Origin of the sequence: Roseinatronobacter bogoriensis DSM 18756 (assembly GCF_004366635.1) — a bacterium.
Lineage (GTDB): Bacteria > Pseudomonadota > Alphaproteobacteria > Rhodobacterales > Rhodobacteraceae > Roseinatronobacter > Roseinatronobacter bogoriensis.
On sequence record NZ_SORN01000001.1, the window covers coordinates 156,685 to 175,936 of the forward strand.

Consider the following 19,252-nt stretch of genomic DNA (forward strand, 5'->3'; position numbering starts at 1 on the left):
GCAATTCCGACCAGATTTAGACGATTGTTTATTTTTTCAGTGATAATGCCGCCGGACTCATGGTCATATTTGGCTGTTACAAGTCACGGGGCAGACCCGGCGCGCCAACATTATCGGCCCTTAAATGGCCCAGATTGCGACCCCTGTCAGGGCGATTGCCAGAAAAACCATGCTGCGCGCATATAGATGCAACCCGCGCCGCAGGTCGTTCGCTTCTGGATTGTTGGCATCTGCGTTGACCCAAGGCTCCTGCACCAGATCGGTACCGTAGGCGCGGGGGCCGGATAACTTCACCTCCAGCGCGCCGGCCATCGCGGCCTCGGGCCAGCCAGCATTTGGCGACCGGTGGTGCCCCGCATCGCGCCACATACAGGCCAGACTTGCGCGAAACCTGCCGGACACCAAGGCGAATATCAGCCCGGTCAGCCGCGCGGGCAGCAGGTTGGCCAGATCATCTATCCGCGCAGAGGCCCAGCCGAATTCCAGATACCGCGCGTTCTTGTGTCCAATCATCGAATCCAGCGTATTGATTGCCTTATAGGCCGCGATGCCCGGCAGCCCCAGAAGGGCCCCCCAGACCACAGGCGCGACAATCCCGTCAGATGTATTTTCTGCCAGACTTTCCAGCGCTGCGCGTGCGACCCCCGGTTCATCCAGTAGTGCAGGATCTCGCCCCACGATCATCGACACAGCATGACGCGCGGCGGGCAGATCGCCGCGTTGCAAGGGGTGCAGCACGGCGGCGACATGTTCATGCATGGACCGCATGGCAACCAGTGGCCATGCCAGAACCCCACCCAAGGCAATGCCAATCCAGTTTGCAGGCAGTGCAAATTGAAGCGCCAGCCCGACCAGTCCAGCCAACCCTACGACCAGCACAGCCACAGCTAGGCCGCGTGCACGCCGCAACGGGCCGTTTGTATTCCAGCGACGTTCCAGCGCAACAATCAGCGCGCCCAGCCATGTCACCGGGTGGCCGATCCGGTCATACAGGGCCTTGGGCCAGCCAAGGACCAGATCCAGCGCAAGGGCGACCAGCATCATTGCCGCAAAGCTCATCTTCTGCCCCCTTTGAACTGGATAATACCGCGCATACCTGCTGCGCGCATCGTGGCGCGCGCGCGTTCAGGCACTTGCCCCGGTGGAAAGATCAGTCCGCGCATGGCCCCTGTATGCGCCATGACCCACCCCAGGGCGCCAAGTTCGCTGGCGAGGGCATCTGTCGGGTCACTCAGGGGACCACGCAGAGCGAGGCAGCGCCGCGCGCTTTCTCGGGCCAAACGGGCAAAGTCGGTCAGAGTTTCAGCCTCTGCCCAGTTTGCCACCAGATCGCTGATATCGGGAAAGTTGTTGTCGCGCGCATCCGTGCGTTGCGGGGCACCAAATATACCGCCGATCACCTCATGTCGGGGAAGTGCGGGCATGGGTTGAATGATCTGGCCGATGCGAGAGGCCCAGAGCAGCCGCTCGGGCGCGTCGAACATCAGCGGGTCAGAGGCGCCCTCGAAGGCAATACAGGCGCGCGCCAGACTTTCGGACGGGCCATCCCAGCCCGACAGCCGCGCCAAGGCCATAAGCCGCGCAGTGGAAACCCCGGTTCCCAAACCCGGCGCAACATGGGCGCGCAGCCGGATCTGCCCTGTCAGCGCGGCCCCCAGCGATGCAGCAAAGCGCTGCGCCTGTGGTCGTGACAGCCCGGCACCGGTCAGCTTCAAACCTTTGCTTGCGGGCTTATAGTGCCCCGTTACACCTGTCAGCGGGCAAGGTAGCGTGACCAGCACAACTGGTCCGTCCGGCCCAAGCCTGCCTTGCAGATATTCTCCGAAATGCCCTTCGATCCGGATGGTTCGCGTCATTCGGCCCCCCGGTTGACCCCGGCGATCGACCAGCCATGCCCGGCCACGCAAGAAATCTCGGTCACTGACAGCGGCGCAATCTCGAAACGCAGGGCGGGGGCCTGTGCTTCGAGTGCAAGGGCAAGGCCCGCACGAACAACACCTGCATGGGCAATGACCGCGACACAGCCAGACCCTTGCGCAAGCTCTTGCAGCGCGGGTGTGACACGTGCGCACAGGTCCAGAAAGCTTTCGCCACCCGGGGGGGCGTGCCGGGCCAATTGCTCGGAACTCAGCGGTCCCAGATCTGGCAGGTCCGCGAAGGGCACCCCTTCCCATGCGCCGAAATCCTGTTCCCAGAGCCGCGTATCTTGGCGAAATACCCTATTTTCCGGCCAAATTGCCTGCGCAGTCTGCACACAACGCAGTGCGGGGCTGACAAGGATTTGCGATATATCGCGTGCATCCAGCCGCGCGCGCAAGGCTGCGATCTGGTCCGTCTGCGACACATCCGCCGCCACATCGCGCCGCCCAGCCAAAGCGCCACCATGCAGCGCGGGCGCATGGCGGATCATCAACAGCCTTGTGCCCATCTGCATGCGCGCATTTCTCCTTGCCGATCAGTTGTCATATCTGCTTTACGCAGAGCAAAGGGGCAAGGGGCAGTATGAGCGAGATCATCCTCTATATCGGTGGCGCGCGTTCAGGCAAAAGCCGTCTGGCCGAGGCGCGGACCCTGCAATATGCCCAACCCGCAACCTATATCGCCACGGCGCAAGCCTGGGATGACGAGATGAAGGCGCGCATTGCAGCCCATCAGGCGCAGCGCGCAGGGAGTGCGTGGCGCACCCATGCCGAACCGCGCGATCTGGTGGGGGCCTTGTCCGCGACCGATGGCAGCCCGCGCCTTGTCGATTGTCTGACCTTGTGGCTGACCAATATCATGCTGGCCAACCAGGACTGGCAGGCAGAGGCGCGCGCGCTGATCGAGGCGCTGGCAGCGCAAACTGCACCCGTGGTGCTGGTCAGCAATGAGGTGGGCATGGGGATTGTGCCCGACAACCGGCTTGCGCGCGATTTCAGAGATGCATCAGGACGATTGAACCAATGGGTCGCAAACGCGGCGGATGAAGTGCATTTTGTCGCCGCCGGACTGTCAATGAGGATGAAATGACGCCATTTACACAGCTTTCCGATATTCCCGCACTGGCGCAAAGCTTGCCTGTCGCGGATCAGGTCGCGCGCGACGCCGCACTTGCGCGTCAGAACAGCCTGACCAAGCCCCCCGGTGCCTTGGGCCGTCTGGAAGAACTGGCGATTTTCATGGCCGGATGGCAAGGCACAGACCGCCCCGGAATAGATCAGGCGCAGGCGCTGATCTTCGCGGGCAATCACGGCATTTGTGCGCAAGGCGTAAACCCGTTCCCGCAGGCCGTAACGGCACAGATGGTGGCCAATTTTCAGGCGGGCGGTGCGGCGATCAACCAGCTTTGCCAGATCAATGGCGCCGCCCTTCAGGTGATCGCGCTGGATCTGGACAACCCGACCAAGGATTTCACCACCGCCCCTGCGATGTCCGAGGCCGAAACGCTGGACGCAATGAACCGTGGCGCGGCAGCAGTGGATACCGGCGCAGATATTCTTGTGCTGGGTGAAATGGGAATCGGCAACTCGACCATCGCCGCAGCACTTGCCGCCGCCCTGTTCGGGGGCAGTGCCGCCGAATGGGTTGGCCCCGGCACCGGGTCCGATCCAGCGGGTATCGGGCGCAAGATTGCAGCGATTGAGACAGGCTTGCGCCGTCATGGCGGGCAGGGGGCAATGGCCACGCTTGCCGCCTTGGGGGGGCGCGAACAGGCTGCGATTTGCGGCGCTGTGCTGGCCGCCCGCGCGGCCCGCATTCCGGTCATTCTGGACGGGTTCATCTGCACGGCAGCGGCAGCCTGCCTGCATGCCGCCGATCCGCGTTTGCTGGCGCATTGTCTGGTTGGCCACGCTTCTGCCGAACCCGGTCACCGGCGTTTGCTGGCAGCACTTGGACAAACGCCGGTGCTGGAATTCGACATGCGCCTTGGCGAAGGTTCTGGCGCGGCACTGGCGCTGGGCATTCTGCGCAGCGCGCTAGCGTGCCATAACGGCATGGCCACCTTCGGTGAGGCCGGAGTGTCCGAGGCATGATCCGCGCAGCGCTGGCGCAGATACAGCTGGCGTTCATGTTGCTGACGCGGCTGCCCGCCGGGCAGTTGCCAGACCCCGCGCCGCGCATAAGCGCGGCGGCCTGGGCCTTTCCCTTGGCCGGGCTGGCCGTTGGTCTGGGCGCAGCGCTGGTGCTTCTGGGGGCTGCAGCGCTGGGTCTGCCGCTGGCGCTGGCGGCACTTTTGGCACTTGGCGCGCAGATTGCCATTTGCGGGGCGCTGCACGAAGACGGGCTGGCCGATCTGGCTGACGGGCTATGGGGCGGCCACACCCCAGAGCGGCGGCTGGAGATCATGCGCGATTCGCGCATTGGCAGCTATGGGGTTCTGGCGCTGATCCTGTCGCTGGCGCTGCGCTGGCAAGCGCTGGTCTATCTGGCCGTGCTGGACCTGTCTGTCGCCGTTCTGGCGCTGGTGGCAATGGCGATGCTCAGCCGGGTCGCTCCGGCGGCCTTGCTGGCGCTGCTGCCTGCGGCGCGTACCGATGGGCTGGGCCATTCTGCAACATCGGTCAGCTGGCGCAGCGTTGGCGTGGCGGCGCTGGTCGCGCTGGTACCCTTGGTGGTGGCGCAGACTATGCCGGTACTGGCCCTTGCGCTGCTCTTGGCCGTGCAGGTTGCGGTGGTGTTCGCGCTTGGCGCATTGGCGCGGCGCAGGTTGGGCGGGCAGACCGGCGATGTGCTGGGCGCGGGCCAGCAACTGGCCGAGCTTGCAGGGCTTTTGACGCTGTGCGTGGTGCTGGCCCCATAAAGCGGGGGCAAGCACCTTACCCCTTTCAGGAACGTTTCTTGGCACGTTGTGTTGTGTGGGAGAGAGGCAGATCACATCGGGGCCGCGTTCATAATGCTGGAATTCTATGCTGAAAACTTGCAGATTCTGGATTCCGCGCTCAACGCGGTCATGGTGCTGATCTGGACAGTCTATCTGCATCTGATCTTGCTGAATCATCTGCGCCAATCCGGCACTGTGATTCATATCGACATCGGCGCGGCCAAAGGCGCGCGCTCGCGGTGCCTTGTGACGAACCTTAGCTACAATCCGGTTTATGTTCAGGGCCTTGTCGCGGATCTTGCGTGCAACGGCGACACCAGCCGGACGATCGTCACTGACCGAAACGAGATCTCCGAGGATGATGTCGAAGACCCACTGGCGCGCACCAATCGGGGAACGCTGCAACCCGGTGAAACTGTCGATATCGGATCGCTTGCGGATATCGTCAATCGTGCCCGCATCAGCCTGAAGCAGGACTGGACCCCAGATCAGATCGACAGTGTGACGGTCAGTGTTGTGGCTATTGCAGGACAGGCTTCGCGCATTGTCGGGGCAAGCAAGACCTTCATTGCAAAAGATAACAGCGACCACCTGACATTCTCGTCGCAAAGCCTGCTGACAGACCAGATGAGACCCGGAAAAACACGAGAAGAGTTCAGCCGGATTTTGCGCCAGCAAACGCAGGAATAGCGTCATGCCGGTTCGGATCGGGCAGTTTGTCGAGCAAACCTGAAGGGAACGCATCATGTGCTGATGCGTTTCATGACGCATGGATACAAGGCGCATAGTCAAGACAAACACCATATTGCTGATCGCAGGGGGGCTTTTGCTGGCCTACCTGCTGTCGGATGTGTTGCTTCTGGTTTTCGCGGCGGTTGTGCTGGCGGTTGGTCTGGACGGGCTTGCACGCATCATTGCCGAGCGTCTGCCGGTTTCACGGGGCTGGGCGCTTGCGGGGATCGGGGCGGGCATTGCGGCCTTCCTGTTGACCACCTTTGGCCTGTCAGCGGCCCGACTGGCGCAGCAATTCCGTGACCTTGGCGCAGAGGTGATGGACTTTGTCGAGCGGGCGCAATCATGGCTGGCGGATCGCGGCGCGCTTTCCATGATCGACGACCTGGACACCGATGAGGGCAGCTTTGTCGGTGCGGCGGGCAGCGTGGCAGACCATCTCATGACCTTTGGAATGTCAGCGGTGGGGGCGTTAAGCAGCTTTGCGATTCTTATCGTGCTGACCTTTTTCCTTGCTGCGAACCCCCAACTTTATCGCGGCGGCCTGATCCGCCTTATCCCGCCGAACGCCCGACACAAGGCAGAGGATACGCTTTCGTCACTGGCTTATGCCGTGCGCTGGTGGTTCCTTGGGCAGCTTGTGTCCATGGCGGTGCTGGGGGTGACTGTCGGGCTTGGGTTGTTTGTGCTGGGCATTGACCTGTGGCTGGCCCTTGCCGTGTTGACGGCGCTGCTGACCTTTATCCCGTTTCTTGGCCCGCTGATTGCGACCGTGCCGATTGTGGCTGTTGGGTTTTCCGAGGGCACGCAAACCGGGCTGATCGTGCTGACAGGTTATATCATCATCCAGAATATCGAAGGGACCATCCTTGTTCCCATGATCCAGCAAAAGGCCGTCAATCTGGCGCCAGCGCTTCTGATCGCGGTGCAGGTGCTGCTCAGTCTTGTGTTCGGGGTGGTCGGTCTGATCCTTGCTGCGCCGCTGACAGTTGTCGCAATGGTTGCGGTGCAAAAGCTGTGGGTCGAATACACCCTTGGCGAGAAGGTCACCTGAGGGGTGCGCGGCAGTCACCTGCGACAGACCATTCAGGACAGACATGTAAGAAAGGGAGCAATGCCGGCGGTCGATACCTATACCCCCGAGCCGAACCTGCTGGAGCGCAAGTTTGCCGATTATCTGGCGCAGCATTGCGCCAAGCAGGGCGCAGCGGATCATCCCTCGTCCGTGCGCATTGCCCAGATCCGCCGGACCACGCGCTGGGTGATCGCGCTGTCGGCACTGGCGGGGGTCATCTCTGGCGGGCTGATCGGCGGCAGCGAGATCTGGATGCGTCAGAACATGCTGGATGGCATGGACGCAACCGACTGGCGCGAGACGTGGCGCTACTGGTCAGTGTTCTACATCCTTGTGGGTGTGGTCAGCGCGGTTGAGATCGGAATCCTCTACGCCATCGCGCTGCGCGGGGTTGCACGCGTCGCCTACCAATCTGGCCTGTCGATTACGCATGATGCGGGGCGCATGTTGTTTGCCCATAGCCTTGCGCGCACCGCGCTGGAGTTTCCCAGCCCGCAGGTCAGTGTCTACGGAATTGATCCATATGCGCATGTGGCAAATTGGAAGCGGACCGCATTGAATATCGCTTACAAACTGAAAGTTGGTGTCAGCAGCTTTGTCTTGCGGGTTTTCTTGCGCAGGCTGGTCGCACGCACGGCTATTCGCAGCATGGTCCCGCTGCTTGCAGGGCCGCTTTATGCTGTGTGGAACGCCTATATCATCGGGCGGATCATGTCCGAGGCGCAGGTCCGCACGCTTGGCCCCTTCGCGGTGGACATGCTGATAAAGTCCCATTTCAAAGACGCGACCGCGCTACCCGCGCAAGAGCGGGATGTGGTCTTGCACGCGGCGGGTGAAATGCTGACACGCGGACAAGATGCGCATCCAAATCAGGTCTATCTGCTTAACGAGCTGCGCATTGCACTGGGGCTTCGCGCGGATATTGCGCTGGATTGGCCCGCAATGCGCCGCCATCTTTCAGAGTTTGACGCGGCGGGGCAGGCGCGTGTGCTGGATGTGTTGACCGTGTCCTGCCTGATCGGCGCCCGTATGCGCCGCGAACAAATGGCGCTACTGCGTGACGCCTGCAAAGATTGTGACGCGGCCCTGAATGAGGCCCGTCTGAAGGCGCTGCGCAAGGCATTCAAACACGGCAAGGCACTGACAATCTCGCAACTGTCGGACACCCGCAGCTAGCCGCGCGCAGCGTATTGCCGCGTAACGCGAAAGGTCATTCGCCCAAGGCAATCCCTTCGCGCCGTGGATCTGCACCGCCTTGCAGCCTGTCCCCCAGCGAGATTGCGTGCAGCCCCGATGTCAGCGCTGTCACATTGGTCTGAAAGCCCAGATCAGACAGCGGGTCCACCAGATCCTCGGCCCAGGTATCCGCCTCGATCTGATAGGTGCCAAAACTGTTGACAAGATGCGGCATCATTACCGCTTCTTGCACGTTCATTCCCCAATCCAGATGCGCGATAATGGTCTGCGCGGTAAAGCCGATGATGGTGGCCCCGCCGGGGCTGCCAATGGCAAGCACAGGCACCCCGTCACGCAGGACGATGGTGGGCGACATGGACGAGCGCGGGCGCTTACCCGGCTCTACCCGGTTGGCGATGGGCCAGCCATCGGCATGGCTGCGGAAAGAAAAGTCGGTCAATTCATTGTTCAGCAAGAAGCCGCGAACGAAGATGCGTGACCCGAAACCGCTTTCGATCGTGGTGGTCATCGACAGCACATTTCCATCGCTGTCCACGATAGAGATGTGAGAGGTTGCTGGACGTTCCTGGCGCAGGTCATCGCCCCAGATTTGCGCGTGGTCCCATTCGGGGCTGCCTGCCGAAACCTCTGGCAGGGCATCGTCGCCGCGCAGTAAGTCTGCGCGCCTTGCCAGATAGTCGCGGTCGATCAACCCTTCGACCGGCACGGGCACAAAGTCACTATCCGCCAGATAGCGGCCGCGGTCGGCAAAGGCGAGGCGCGTGGCATCGCCCATCAAGCGCCGGGTTTGCGCATCTTGCGGGTCCATCGCGCCCAGATCAAAGTTTTCCAGCTTCCCAAGAATCTGCGCAATTGCCACCGCCCCCGAGGATGGTGGCCCCATGCCGCAGACTGCGTTGCCGCGATAGTCATAGCAGATGGCGGGCCGCTCTATCACCTGATAGCGCGCAAGGTCGGTCATCGACAGCAGGCCGGGCAGGGCGTCGGTGCGGGTTGCGGCCACAATATCGGCAGCAATTTCGCCAGTGTAAAACGCGGCCGTTCCCTGTGCCGCGATCTGGCGCAGCGTCTCGGCGTAATCGGCGTTTACCAGCGTGTCACCGGCGGTAAGGGGCGCGCCACCGGGCAAAAAGTAATCGGCTGTCGCGGGAAAACTGCCAAGGCTTTCGGCTGCTGCTGCCACCGACTCGGCCATGCGTGTCGAGACTGTGAAGCCATCCTGCGCAAGCTCTATCGCATCGGTGAACAGCCCGCGCCAGTTTGACCGACCCCAGCGGCGATGCGCTTCTTCCATCAGGCGCGGGGTGCCGGGCGTGCCGACAGAACGCCCGCTGACCACAGCTGTCATGAAACTCAGCGGTTCACCTTCTTCATCCAGAAAATAGCGCGGATCGGCTGCCAAAGGCGCGGTTTCACGCGCGTCCAGCGTTGTTAACTCGCCGGACTGGGCGTCATACCAGACAAGGAATGCCCCGCCGCCAAGCCCCGAGGATTGCGGCTCTACCAGCCCCAGAACTGCTTGCACTGCGACCATCGCATCGGCGGCATTGCCGCCCTCGCGCAGAACCTTTGCGCCTGCTTCGACGGCAAGCGGATGCGCGGCAGTTACCATCCAGTTATCTGCTTCGACGGGCCGACCTTCGCGCTTCGCATCCAACGCGGCGGTTGCTGCGTTGGACAGGCCCGGAAAGTCCTGCATAACCTGCGTTTCAGGCTCTGGCGCAAGGATATCGGATGTTTGCTGCGCCGCAACGGGCAGCGCAGACACCAAGGCCAGAATAGCTGTGGATGCAATACGATACATGGCAAAGGTTCCTTGTCTTGGGGGCCTGTAGGTTTCGCTAAATCTGCGATGCTACGGATCATTCCATCACTGTAGCTCAGGGACGAGCAAATGGCGATGTTCTTTCAATCTATGGTAGATTTGCCTGTGATCCGCAGTGACATGCCAAAGATGGGGCGTCGCGTGAAATCCATGTTTTCGCACCGTGAATTGCCGTCAATTTCTGGATTCGTCCCTTTCGGGCGTGCTTTACTCTGCCCGCAGATGGAAGATAGACTAAAAGCGCCGCTTGGGATGCGTTGCATTGACCTGATAACGTGCATCAAATCCGCAGCCGATCAGAACCAGATTTGCGACTTCAAGGATTGATTTCATGTCTCAGGCCGCCCGATTGCGCGACATCCAGATCATCGCGCGGCGGGATGGGCGTGTCTCTGTCGAAGCGTTGGCCGCGCATTTCAATGTGACCTTGCAAACAATCCGCCGCGATCTTGGGGATCTGGCAGAGCAGGGCAAGTTGCAGCGCGTTCATGGTGGGGCAATCTTGCCCTCGACCGTTGCCAATATTGGCTATCAGGACCGGCGCGATTTGAACGAGGCCGCCAAGACCGCGATTGCGGCGCGCTGTGCGCGCGACATTCCGAATGGCTGCTCGCTTTTCCTCAATATCGGCACCACAACCGAAGCCGTGGCGCGCGCATTGCTGGCGCATCGCGATATCATGGTGCTGACGAATAACCTGAATGTCGCCAATATTCTGGTTGATAACCCGAATTGCGAGATCATTGTCGTCGGCGGCCTGTTGCGCCGGGTTGATGGCGGGCTTGTTGGCACAGTCACCATGCAGGCCATTCAGCAGTTCAAATTCGATCTGGCGGTCATCAGTTGTTCGGCCCTGGATGAAGATGGCGACATGCTGGATTATGACATTCAGGAAGTCGGGGTCAGCCAGACCATCCTGAAACAGGCAAGGCGCAGTTTTCTTGTGGCGGATCAATCGAAATTCCGGCGTCGCGCGCCTGCCTGCATTGCCTCACTCGCTAATATGGACAGCTTCTACACAGATGCTGCCTTGCCTGAAAAGCTGGCCCGCAAGTGCGAAGGGTGGGGGACAGCGGTGAGCATCGCCCAGACCGTCGCGCCATGAGTGGCTGATCGTTCGTGGCGGAATGGGCGGCCTGTCCACTACATGAAGCCCTTGCTGACATTTATAGCCAGTGGCCTGACGGGGCCACTGGCCTTTCACTCACACGTCCTTGCGGATCGTTGCGTTTGCCGGGTCATACGGGCTGTCACAGGTGACAGTCGCATCCCATAGCTGGTCCAGCATCTTCACTTTCAGCTTGGTGCCTTCCACAGCCAGATCGGGGCGGACATAGCCCATGCCGATGGATTTGCCGAACGCTACCGAATACCCGCCCGATGTCAGACGGCCCACCTTGGTGTCGCCCTCGTACAATGCCTCGCGGCCCCAGGGGTCGGCATCTTCCGGCCCGTCGATCAGCAGGGTGCAGCATTTGGCGCGAATGCCTGTCTGCTCCATCGCGGCCTTGCCATGAAAGTCTTTTGACATGTCGATAAAGCGCGGCAGGTCTGCCTCCAGCGGGGTGGCGTCGCGGCCAAGTTCATTGCCAAAGGCACGGTAGGATTTTTCTTGCCGCAACCAGTTCTGTGCACGTGCGCCTACCAGCTTCAGGCCGACATCCTCACCCGCCGCCATGATCTGGTCGAACAGGTAATTCTGCATTTCAATCGGGTGGTGCAATTCCCAGCCCAATTCCCCTGTATAAGCCACGCGCACTGCGCGCACAGGGCACATGCCCAATTCAATATTGCGCATCGACAACCACGGGAAACGCTTGTTCGACAGCACAGTTGCAGGATTAGCGTCCTTGACCAGCTTGCCCAGCAGATCGCGGGATTTAGGGCCTGCCACAGCAAAAACGCCCCATTGCGTGGTCACGTCATGGATGTCGATCCAACCGAATTCGGCCATCTTGTCCTCGGCGGCCTTGCGCAGGTAATCCCCGTCATAGGCGGTCCATGCGCCTGCCGATATCAGGTAATACTCATTCTCTGCCAGACGCACGATCGTGTATTCCGTGCGCGTGGTGCCGGTTTCCGTCAGCGCATAGGTCAGGTTGATGCGCCCGACCTTGGGCAGTTTGTTACAGGTGAACCAGTCCAGAAACGCGGTCGCACCGGGGCCGCGCACAAGGTGTTTGGTAAACGCGGTGGCGTCAATCATGCCCACGCCTTCGCGGATGGCTTTCGCCTCCTCAACCGCGTATTGCCACCAGCCGCCACGGCGGAAGCTGCGCGCGGCATGGTCGTCAAAGCCCTGCGGCGCGTAATAATTCGGACGCTCCCAGCCATTCACGCAGCCAAATTGCGCGCCCTGCGCCTTTACGCGGTCATAGCAGGGTGCTGTGCGCAGCGGGCGGCAGGCTTCGCGTTCCTCATCAGGGTGGTGCAGGATATAGACATGCTCGTAGCATTCTTCATTCTTGCGCGCGGCATATTCCGTGGTCATCCATGACCCGTAGCGCTTGGGGTCAAGGGCGGCCATGTCGATCTCGGCCTCGCCCTGCACCATCATTTGCGCAAGGTAATAGCCTGTGCCGCCTGCGGCGGTAATGCCGAAACTGAACCCCTCGGCCAGCCACATGTTGCGCAAGCCCGGCGCAGGGCCAACCAGCGGGTTGCCATCGGGCGTGTAGCAGATGGGACCGTTATAGTCGTCCTTCAGCCCCACGGTTTCCGAGCTGGGAATCCGGTGGATCATGGACATGTACTCTTCCTCGATCCGGTCCAGATCCAGCGGGAACAGATCAGCGCGGAAGGCTTGGGGCACGTCATATTCAAAACAGGCGGGCGCATTGCGTTCATATGGGCCAAGAATCCAGCCGCCGCGTTCTTCGCGTACATACCATTTTGCATCTGCATCGCGCAAAACGGGGTGCTCGGGGTTGTTCTTGCGGTATTCCACCAGCATCGGGTCGGGTTCGGTCACGATATACTGATGTTCGACCGGGATGGCCGGGATCTTGATGCCCAGCAGCCGCGCGGTGCGCTGGGCGTGGTTACCAGTCGCGGTCACAACATGTTCGGCCGTAATCTCAAATGTTTCCTCGGACGGTACCAGATTGCCACCCTTTTCGACCATCTTGGTGCAGGATACGATCCATTCACTGCCAGTCCAGCGATAGCCATCGACCTGAACACGCCGCACGATCTCTGCGCCCAATTGGCGCGCGCCCTTGGCCATCGCCTGCGTGACATCGGCAGGGTTGATATAGCCATCAGTGGGGTGGTAGATCGCGCCTTTCAGATCTTCCGTGCGCACCAGCGGCCAGCGGTCCTTGATCTGCGCAGGGGTCATCCATTCATAAGGAATACCAACAGATTCGGCGGTCGAGGCATAGAGCATGTATTCATCCATGCGCTCGCTTGTCTGTGCCATGCGCAGATTGCCCACGACATAAAAACCCGCATTCAGGCCGGTCTCTGCTTCCAGTGTCTTGTAGAATTTGACGCTGTAGTCATGGATATGGCTTGTCGCATATCCCATGTTGAACAGCGGCAGCAAACCCGCGGCATGCCAGGTCGAGCCAGAGGTCAACTCGTCGCGTTCCAGAAGCATCGTCTCCCAGCCGGCTTTGGCCAGATGATAAGCGATCGAGGCGCCAACCGCCCCACCGCCGACGACAAGCGATTTTACATGAGTTTTCATTGGCAGGACTCCGGCTGGGTTGCGGCTGCGCCCGTCATGACAAATCCGCAGCGCGCAGGATCAGGCGGGCACGACATGACAGGGCGGAAAAACGACCTTGCGTAACAAGCTGGCATGAACTTACCGCAACGACCGATTTCCCGTGGTTCCGGTTGTCATTGGAATCCCCCGCGCCCCATATGGCAAGCAGCGCGGGACGCGCTGCGGGGGTGGGCGGGTGGGCCATATGGGGCGCGTCTACAGCCTTGCCGCCAGTCGCGCCGCCTGATCAATCGCGCGTTTCGCGTCCAGTTCGGCAGCCACATCCGCGCCCCCGATGACATGAACCGCGCGGCCTGCATCTTCCAGCGCGCTGGCCAGATCGCGCAAGGGGTCCTGCCCTGTGCACAGAACAATCGTATCGGCTTCCAGCAGCTCTTCTTTCCCGTCGCGCAGCACCAGTAACCCCTCTGGCGTGATCTTGCGGTATTCCAATCCGCCGATCATGCGCACATTCTTTGCCGCCAGGGCCGCACGGTGAATCCATCCAGTTGTCTTGCCCAGTCCTTTGCCGGGTTTGCCTGCCTTGCGCTGCACCAATGTGACTGACCGGGCAGGGCGTTCGGGCTGCGGCCCTGCGGGGGCCAAGCCGCCCGGCGCATCGGCAGGGTCCGTCACCCCCCACTCGCGCTGCCACAGGGCCAGATCCTCGGTGGCGCTCTCTCCCTCATGGACCAGATATTCCGACACATCAAAGCCGATGCCGCCAGCCCCCACCACCAGAACCCGCGCGCCGACCGGGGCCTTGCCTTTCAGCACATCAATGTAGCGCAGCACATGTGGCGCATCCTGCCCTTCGATCTGCGGGTCACGCGGGCTGACACCTGTGGCGACGATCACCTCGTCAAACCCTTCCAGATCCTGCGCCTTCGCGCGGGTGTTCAGGCGCAATTCAATACCCGAGCGCGCGACTTCGCCCTCGAACCACTGCACCAGCCCGTGAAATTCTTCCTTGCCGGGGATCATGCGCGCCATGTTCAATTGTCCGCCAAGCTGCCCTTCGCCTTCGAACATGGTCACATCATGGCCGCGCTGATCCGCGACCAAGGCTGCCATCAGCCCGGCCGGTCCAGCGCCAATAACGGCGATGGTCTTGGGCGTGGCGGCGGGGTCGTAGCGCAATTCGGTTTCATGGCAGGCGCGCGGGTTGACGAGGCAAGACGATACCTTGCCCTGAAATGTATGGTCGAGGCAGGCCTGATTGCAGGCGATACAGGGCGCGATCCGGTCTGCCTGTCCCAAGGCCGCCTTGGCCACGAAATTGGGGTCTGCCAGAAAGGGCCGCGCCATCGACACCATATCTGCGGCCCCTTGTGCCAGCAGGGTTTCGGCCAGATCGGGCGTATTGATCCGGTTCGAGGTGATCAGCGGAATGCCCACCTTGCCCATCAGCTTCTGTGTCACCCAAGCCCATGCCGCACGCGGGACAGAGGTGGCAATCGTCGGCACGCGCGCTTCATGCCAGCCAATGCCGGTGTTCAGTATCGTCGCGCCAGCAGCTTCAACAGCCTTGGCAAGTTCAGTTACTTCGTCAAAGCTCTGGCCGCCGGGGATCAGGTCGATCAGCGAGATACGATAGATCAGGATGAAATCAGGCCCGACCGCCTTGCGCACACGGGACACGATCTCGACAGGCAGGCGCATCCGGTTTGCATAGCTGCCCCCCCAACGGTCATCGCGCTGGTTGGTGGCCGCGCAAAGGAATTGGTTGATGAAATACCCTTCCGAGCCCATCGCCTCGACCCCGTCATACCCTGCCTCGCGGGCACGTTCGGCAGCGGTGACAATATCTGTGATCTGTTTCTCGATGCCTGCCTCATCCAGCGCGCGCGGCTTGAAGGGCGAGATCGGGGATTTCAGCGCCGAGGGGGCCACGCAATCGGGGCCATAGGCATAGCGGCCAGCATGCAGAATTTGCATGGCAATCTTGCCGCCCTCGGCATGGACACGATCGGTGACCAGCCGATGGTTCTCAATGTCTTGCGGGGTGTACAGACCCGCCGCGCCGGGAAAAACGCCGCCCTCCGGGTTGGGGGCCATGCCCCCGGTGACCATCAGCGCCACACCGCCGCGTGCGCGCGCGGCATAATATTCGGCCACACGGTTCCAGTCGCCGCGCTCTTCCAGCCCGGTATGCATGGACCCCATCAGCACGCGGTTTTTCAGCGTGGTAAAGCCCAGATCAAGCGGGGCAAGCAGATGGGGGTAATGGGTCATGGTTTCCTCCTGAACATTCATGCCAGAGATACGCGCCCCTGTGCCGCCCTGTCACGCAAGACGCCGCGTCATTCTGGTTTGACGCGGCGTTGGCTGGCGCAAGACAGCGAAGGGGGGGGTGTCCGATAACGGCTTGGAGGGCTTTGCCGCCGGTGGATGGTTTCGACAAGCCGCGCAGCGTCGGGCCGCGGTGCGGCGGTCCACGGTTGAATCTGTAACGCTTTATGCTGGCCAAATCCTCGCAAGATCAGATCTTTGCGCTGGTGGCAGCCCAATCGCCGTGCCGAGGGGGCGGCCCGGCGATGCGCGGCGGCCTTCGGCCTTTATTCCGCGCGGAAAGCAATCGAGCGGCGGGATAGTCCCGCACAACCGCCCCTCGCAACGTTACTGTTCCGCCGATCCGACGACTGAAGGGCAGCGAGGCTCAGATATAAGGTGGCGAGCACCTAGCGTTCATGCGCAAAGACCTGCAGCAATTGTGCAGCACCCCTGCGCCACAGCCGCAACGCGGGAATAGCCGCCGCAGCCAGCACGGCCAGACTGGCCCATAGCCCCAGCCTTGCCCAGTCAGCCGGGAAAACCTGCATAGGCAAACGCCAGCCAAAAGCCTGCACATTGATGACCGATAACAGCACCTGTGCCAGCAACAACCCGACCGGCAGCGCAAGCACCATCGTCATCAGGCCAAGGGCCAGCGCGCGGCCCAGTTCCAGCGCGGCCAGATGCCTTGTTGTCAGCCCCAGCGCCCAGAGCGGGGCCAGTTGCGCCAGCCGCATCCCGGACAGGGTGACAAGGGCTGCAAACAGGGCCAGCGCCGCCACCGAAAGGGTCAGGACATTCAGCGCTCGCGTAATCAGGAATGTCCGCTCGAATATGGTCAAGGACAGCTCTTTGGCCTGTGCCTGATCAGTGATCTGGACGCTTGGCAGGCCGAAATCATCCTGAAGCGCCGCCATCAGTCCGGGCGTGTCCTCGGTTCTGATGGCAAATTGTCGGATGGGCGTTTCGGGATAGGCCGCTGCAAACCTGTCCAGCGAGACAACCGCCTGCGCCAGAGGGTTTCCGTAGTCAGGATAAGCGCCTAGCACCGGCAGGGGGCCGATATTGGGCAACTCCAGCATTGAGGTGCCGGGTGCAAGCCCTGCGCGCCGGTAAAGCTGTTCATTGACCAGCACCCCTTCGCCCGCCGCCAGCCGGTCCCAGACATTGGCGACAGGGTCAATCAATGGCCAATTGTCGCGAAAAGTGCTGTGATCCTTCATCGCATAGATCTGCCCCGGCTGGCCGCCAAGCGTTGCATCAATGCGCTGCATGGGCAGGATCGCATCGGCGCGCGGGGTCAGGAACGCGTGCAGGGCCTCGGCCTCGGACGGGCTGCGAGGCAGGACATTGACCTCGGCCACAAGGCGCAGGTCCAGCCAGTCAATGAATGTCGCGCGAAAGCTGGCAACCATCGTACCCACCCCGATATTGGCCGACAGGGCCAGCATTAGCGCCATCAATGCCAGCGACAGGCGCGGCAGGTTCTGGCGGCTGTCAGCCCAGAACCACTGCGCAACCGGCGTGCGCGATATGCGCGCGGCCCCCGCCAACACGGCGGCCAGAACCAGCGGAACTGCCAGCGCCGCCGCCAGCAGGGTTGCCGCCAGCAGTGTGAAACCTGCAACCAGCCCGGTGCCTGTCAGGGCAAGGACGGCCGCAAGGCAGGCCAGGGCCAGCGCAACACCGGCTTGCAAGCGCATTGTCCGGCCCGAGGCATGCGCCCAGGCGCGCGGCTGCGCTGGTGCGAGTATCGGCATATGCCACAGCCGCCACAAGGCCTGCGCCCCTGCCAGTGCGGTGCCTGCCAATGTCATCCCCAGCCCCGCCAAGGCCCAGAGCGGGTCAAATTGCAAGCTGCCGGGGACAGGTGCGCCGTATAACCCGCGCAGCGTCAGGGCAACATTCGGCAACAGGGCCGACGCCAGCAGATAGCCTATCCCCAGCCCCACAGTCCCCGAAATCAGTGCAAACAGCACCATCTCGCCGGCCAGACAGGCGGTCAGGCTGCGCAACGGCAGACCAAGGGCGCGAAGGGTGCGGAACATGGCGCGGCGCTGCTCGAATGCCAAGCCGACGGCGGAATGCACGATAAACAACCCCACAGCAAAGGCCAGAAGCCCAAAGGCAGTCAGGTTCAGATGAAAGCTGTCGGTCAGCCCTGACAGCTCGACTCCATCCTCAGGGGCGATCAGCCGCAAATCTGGGACAAGCGTTTCGAGCGGTTGCAGCCCATCGGGCTGAGCCAGTGACAGGTTGAGGCGTGTGATGTGGCCACCTGTACCCAAAAGCGTTTCGGCCGTTGCAAGGTCAACCAGCACTGTGCCAACCGGCACGGCTGGGGTCGCGCGCAACGGCTGATCGGTCGGCCCGATTTCCGCCAGCGTTTGCGGATGTGCGAATCCTAGCCCGTTGAAAAACCCCTCCAGATCCGATGCGGCAAGGGCGGCCCCGACGCTTGCTTCGGCGCTGAGCGGATCAATCCCCAGAACCGTCACCCGACCCGTGCCCAAAGCCGCGCGCCCCTCAATCACCGGCGAGACTTGCCAGCCAGCGCGGCGCAACCGCGCAAATTCTGCCTGATCTATCTGGCCGGAAGGGTGTTCCAGCCGCGCGGCCCCACCTTCGGACAGCAGGCCCTCCGCTGTGCTATAGGCTGAACGGGCCTCGGCATTCAGGGCCTGAACGCCAGACCATAGCGCTGTCGCAAGCGCCAGCCCCGCAAGCAACATGACCAGTTGCAGCGGATTGCCGCGCCAATGCGACAGCAGCGCCGAGAGGGCAGCACGCGTCATTGCGCCGCCGCAATCTGACCCGCGCGCAGATGCGCACGCGTATCGCAACGCGCGGCAAGACGCTCTGAATGCGTGACCAGAAGCAATGCGGCACCTGCCTCGGCGGTCAGGCGCAGCATGAGGTCCAGCACCTGATCGCCTGTGGCTTCGTCCAGATTGCCGGTGGGTTCATCCGCCAGCACAAGGGCAGGGCGCGCGGCAAGGCAACGCCCGATGGCCACACGCTGTTGCTGCCCGCCCGAAAGCTGTTCGGGGTAGCGCCGCATCAGCGCGTCAAGGCCCAGCCGCGCGGCCAACTCGGTCACAAAGGCGGCGTCATGCACCCCCGCCAACCGGGCCTGAAACCCCAGATTGGCCGCAACATTCAAGGACGGGATCAGGTTGAACTGCTGAAAGATCAACCCGACCTGCCCGCGGCGCAGACGCGCCCGCCCTGAGTCGCCCATTGCGGTCATATCATCCGCCCCGACCATTACCCGGCCCGAATCCGGGTGTTCCAACCCTGCTGCAATGTGCAACAGGGTTGACTTGCCACTGCCGCTTTCGCCGGTCAGCGCCAGCGATTGCCCCATCTCAAGGCGCAGCGAGACGGATTTCAACACCGCGACCTTGCCCTCGGCCGTGTCAAAACTCTTGCATATCTCCTGAAGTGTCAGCGCTGTCATTGGCTCTCCTGTAAGGGACAGTCTAGGTTTTGCTGCGCCGGATTCCAGCTTGCATGCGCAGTACGTCAGAAAAAGACGCTGCCCGCGCCGCTCTCATGCAAAAACAGCGCGCATGGCCTGCCTTTTTGAGTATTTTAAGCAAGAAAATGAAGAATGGCAGGTTCACCAGATTTGGC

General features: G+C 61.8%; 16 protein-coding genes. 7 read left to right on the forward strand and 9 right to left on the reverse strand.

Features of this window, described 5'->3' with window-relative positions:
* Nucleotides 1-120 precede the first annotated feature (120 nt).
* The 3 genes from cbiB to EV660_RS00720 are packed head-to-tail and all read right to left on the reverse strand — an operon-like array spanning nt 121 to nt 2,434.
* Nucleotides 121-1,059, reverse strand: a complete 939-nt coding sequence (gene cbiB, locus EV660_RS00710) for an adenosylcobinamide-phosphate synthase CbiB (RefSeq protein ID WP_071481826.1) — start codon at nt 1,057-1,059, stop codon at nt 121-123.
* Complete coding sequence (locus EV660_RS00715) at nt 1,056-1,856, reverse strand: hypothetical protein (protein ID WP_071481825.1); 801 nt, start codon at nt 1,854-1,856, stop codon at nt 1,056-1,058. Before EV660_RS00715 ends, cbiB begins: the two co-directional genes overlap by 4 nt.
* Entirely contained in the window at nt 1,853-2,434 is a 582-nt protein-coding gene (locus EV660_RS00720) for a histidine phosphatase family protein (RefSeq protein WP_071481824.1), read from the reverse strand. Before EV660_RS00720 ends, EV660_RS00715 begins: the two co-directional genes overlap by 4 nt.
* Nucleotides 2,435-2,502: 68 nt before the next feature.
* On the opposite strand from EV660_RS00720, the gene cobU reads away from it, so the two are divergent.
* From cobU to EV660_RS00750, 6 genes are all read left to right on the forward strand, one after another.
* Nucleotides 2,503-3,009, forward strand: a complete 507-nt coding sequence (gene cobU, locus EV660_RS00725) for a bifunctional adenosylcobinamide kinase/adenosylcobinamide-phosphate guanylyltransferase (protein WP_071481823.1) — start codon at nt 2,503-2,505, stop codon at nt 3,007-3,009.
* Nucleotides 3,006-4,013 carry a nicotinate-nucleotide--dimethylbenzimidazole phosphoribosyltransferase gene (gene cobT, locus EV660_RS00730; protein WP_071481822.1) on the forward strand — a complete coding sequence of 336 codons (1,008 nt, stop codon included), beginning with the start codon at nt 3,006-3,008 and terminating at the stop codon, nt 4,011-4,013. Before cobU ends, cobT begins: the two co-directional genes overlap by 4 nt.
* On the forward strand, nt 4,010-4,780 hold the full coding sequence (gene cobS, locus EV660_RS00735; RefSeq protein ID WP_071481821.1) for an adenosylcobinamide-GDP ribazoletransferase: 771 nt from the start codon (nt 4,010-4,012) through the stop codon (nt 4,778-4,780). The genes cobT and cobS overlap by 4 nt, the downstream gene beginning before the upstream one ends.
* A gap of 93 nt (nt 4,781-4,873) precedes the next feature.
* Nucleotides 4,874-5,491 carry a hypothetical protein gene (locus EV660_RS00740; RefSeq protein WP_071481820.1) on the forward strand — a complete coding sequence of 206 codons (618 nt, stop codon included), beginning with the start codon at nt 4,874-4,876 and terminating at the stop codon, nt 5,489-5,491.
* Nucleotides 5,492-5,570: 79 nt separating this feature from the next.
* Nucleotides 5,571-6,587: an AI-2E family transporter gene (locus tag EV660_RS00745; protein ID WP_071481819.1), complete on the forward strand. Its 1,017-nt coding sequence runs from the start codon at nt 5,571-5,573 to the stop codon at nt 6,585-6,587.
* A gap of 60 nt (nt 6,588-6,647) precedes the next feature.
* Nucleotides 6,648-7,784 carry an LBF_2804 family protein gene (locus EV660_RS00750; RefSeq protein ID WP_071481818.1) on the forward strand — a complete coding sequence of 379 codons (1,137 nt, stop codon included), beginning with the start codon at nt 6,648-6,650 and terminating at the stop codon, nt 7,782-7,784.
* Between the two features lie 34 nt (nt 7,785-7,818).
* On the opposite strand, the gene ggt is transcribed toward EV660_RS00750, so the two are convergent.
* Nucleotides 7,819-9,609, reverse strand: coding sequence for a gamma-glutamyltransferase (gene ggt, locus EV660_RS00755; RefSeq protein WP_071481817.1), 1,791 nt, complete (start codon nt 9,607-9,609; stop codon nt 7,819-7,821).
* 352 nt (nt 9,610-9,961) lie between these two features.
* Between ggt and EV660_RS00760 the strand changes: the two genes are divergently transcribed.
* The gene (locus EV660_RS00760) at nt 9,962-10,735 is read left to right on the forward strand and encodes a DeoR/GlpR family DNA-binding transcription regulator (RefSeq protein ID WP_071481816.1); all 774 of its coding nucleotides are present in this window, start codon (nt 9,962-9,964) and stop codon (nt 10,733-10,735) included.
* 99 nt (nt 10,736-10,834) lie between these two features.
* Here the strand turns inward: EV660_RS00760 and EV660_RS00765 are convergent, their stop codons facing one another.
* The 5 genes from EV660_RS00765 to EV660_RS00780 form a co-directional block, all read right to left on the reverse strand.
* Entirely contained in the window at nt 10,835-13,321 is a 2,487-nt protein-coding gene (locus tag EV660_RS00765) for a GcvT family protein (RefSeq protein ID WP_071481815.1), read from the reverse strand.
* A gap of 34 nt (nt 13,322-13,355) precedes the next feature.
* A complete protein-coding gene (locus tag EV660_RS18810; protein WP_100319211.1) occupies nt 13,356-13,547 on the reverse strand; it encodes a hypothetical protein in 192 nt (63 codons plus the stop codon).
* 11 nt (nt 13,548-13,558) lie between these two features.
* On the reverse strand, nt 13,559-15,577 hold the full coding sequence (locus tag EV660_RS00770) for an NADPH-dependent 2,4-dienoyl-CoA reductase (protein ID WP_071482349.1): 2,019 nt from the start codon (nt 15,575-15,577) through the stop codon (nt 13,559-13,561).
* Nucleotides 15,578-16,023: 446 nt separating this feature from the next.
* The gene (locus EV660_RS00775; protein ID WP_071481814.1) at nt 16,024-18,411 is read right to left on the reverse strand and encodes an ABC transporter permease; all 2,388 of its coding nucleotides are present in this window, start codon (nt 18,409-18,411) and stop codon (nt 16,024-16,026) included.
* Nucleotides 18,408-19,076, reverse strand: coding sequence for an ABC transporter ATP-binding protein (locus EV660_RS00780; RefSeq protein ID WP_071481813.1), 669 nt, complete (start codon nt 19,074-19,076; stop codon nt 18,408-18,410). Before EV660_RS00780 ends, EV660_RS00775 begins: the two co-directional genes overlap by 4 nt.
* Between the last annotated feature and the right edge of the window lie 176 nt (nt 19,077-19,252).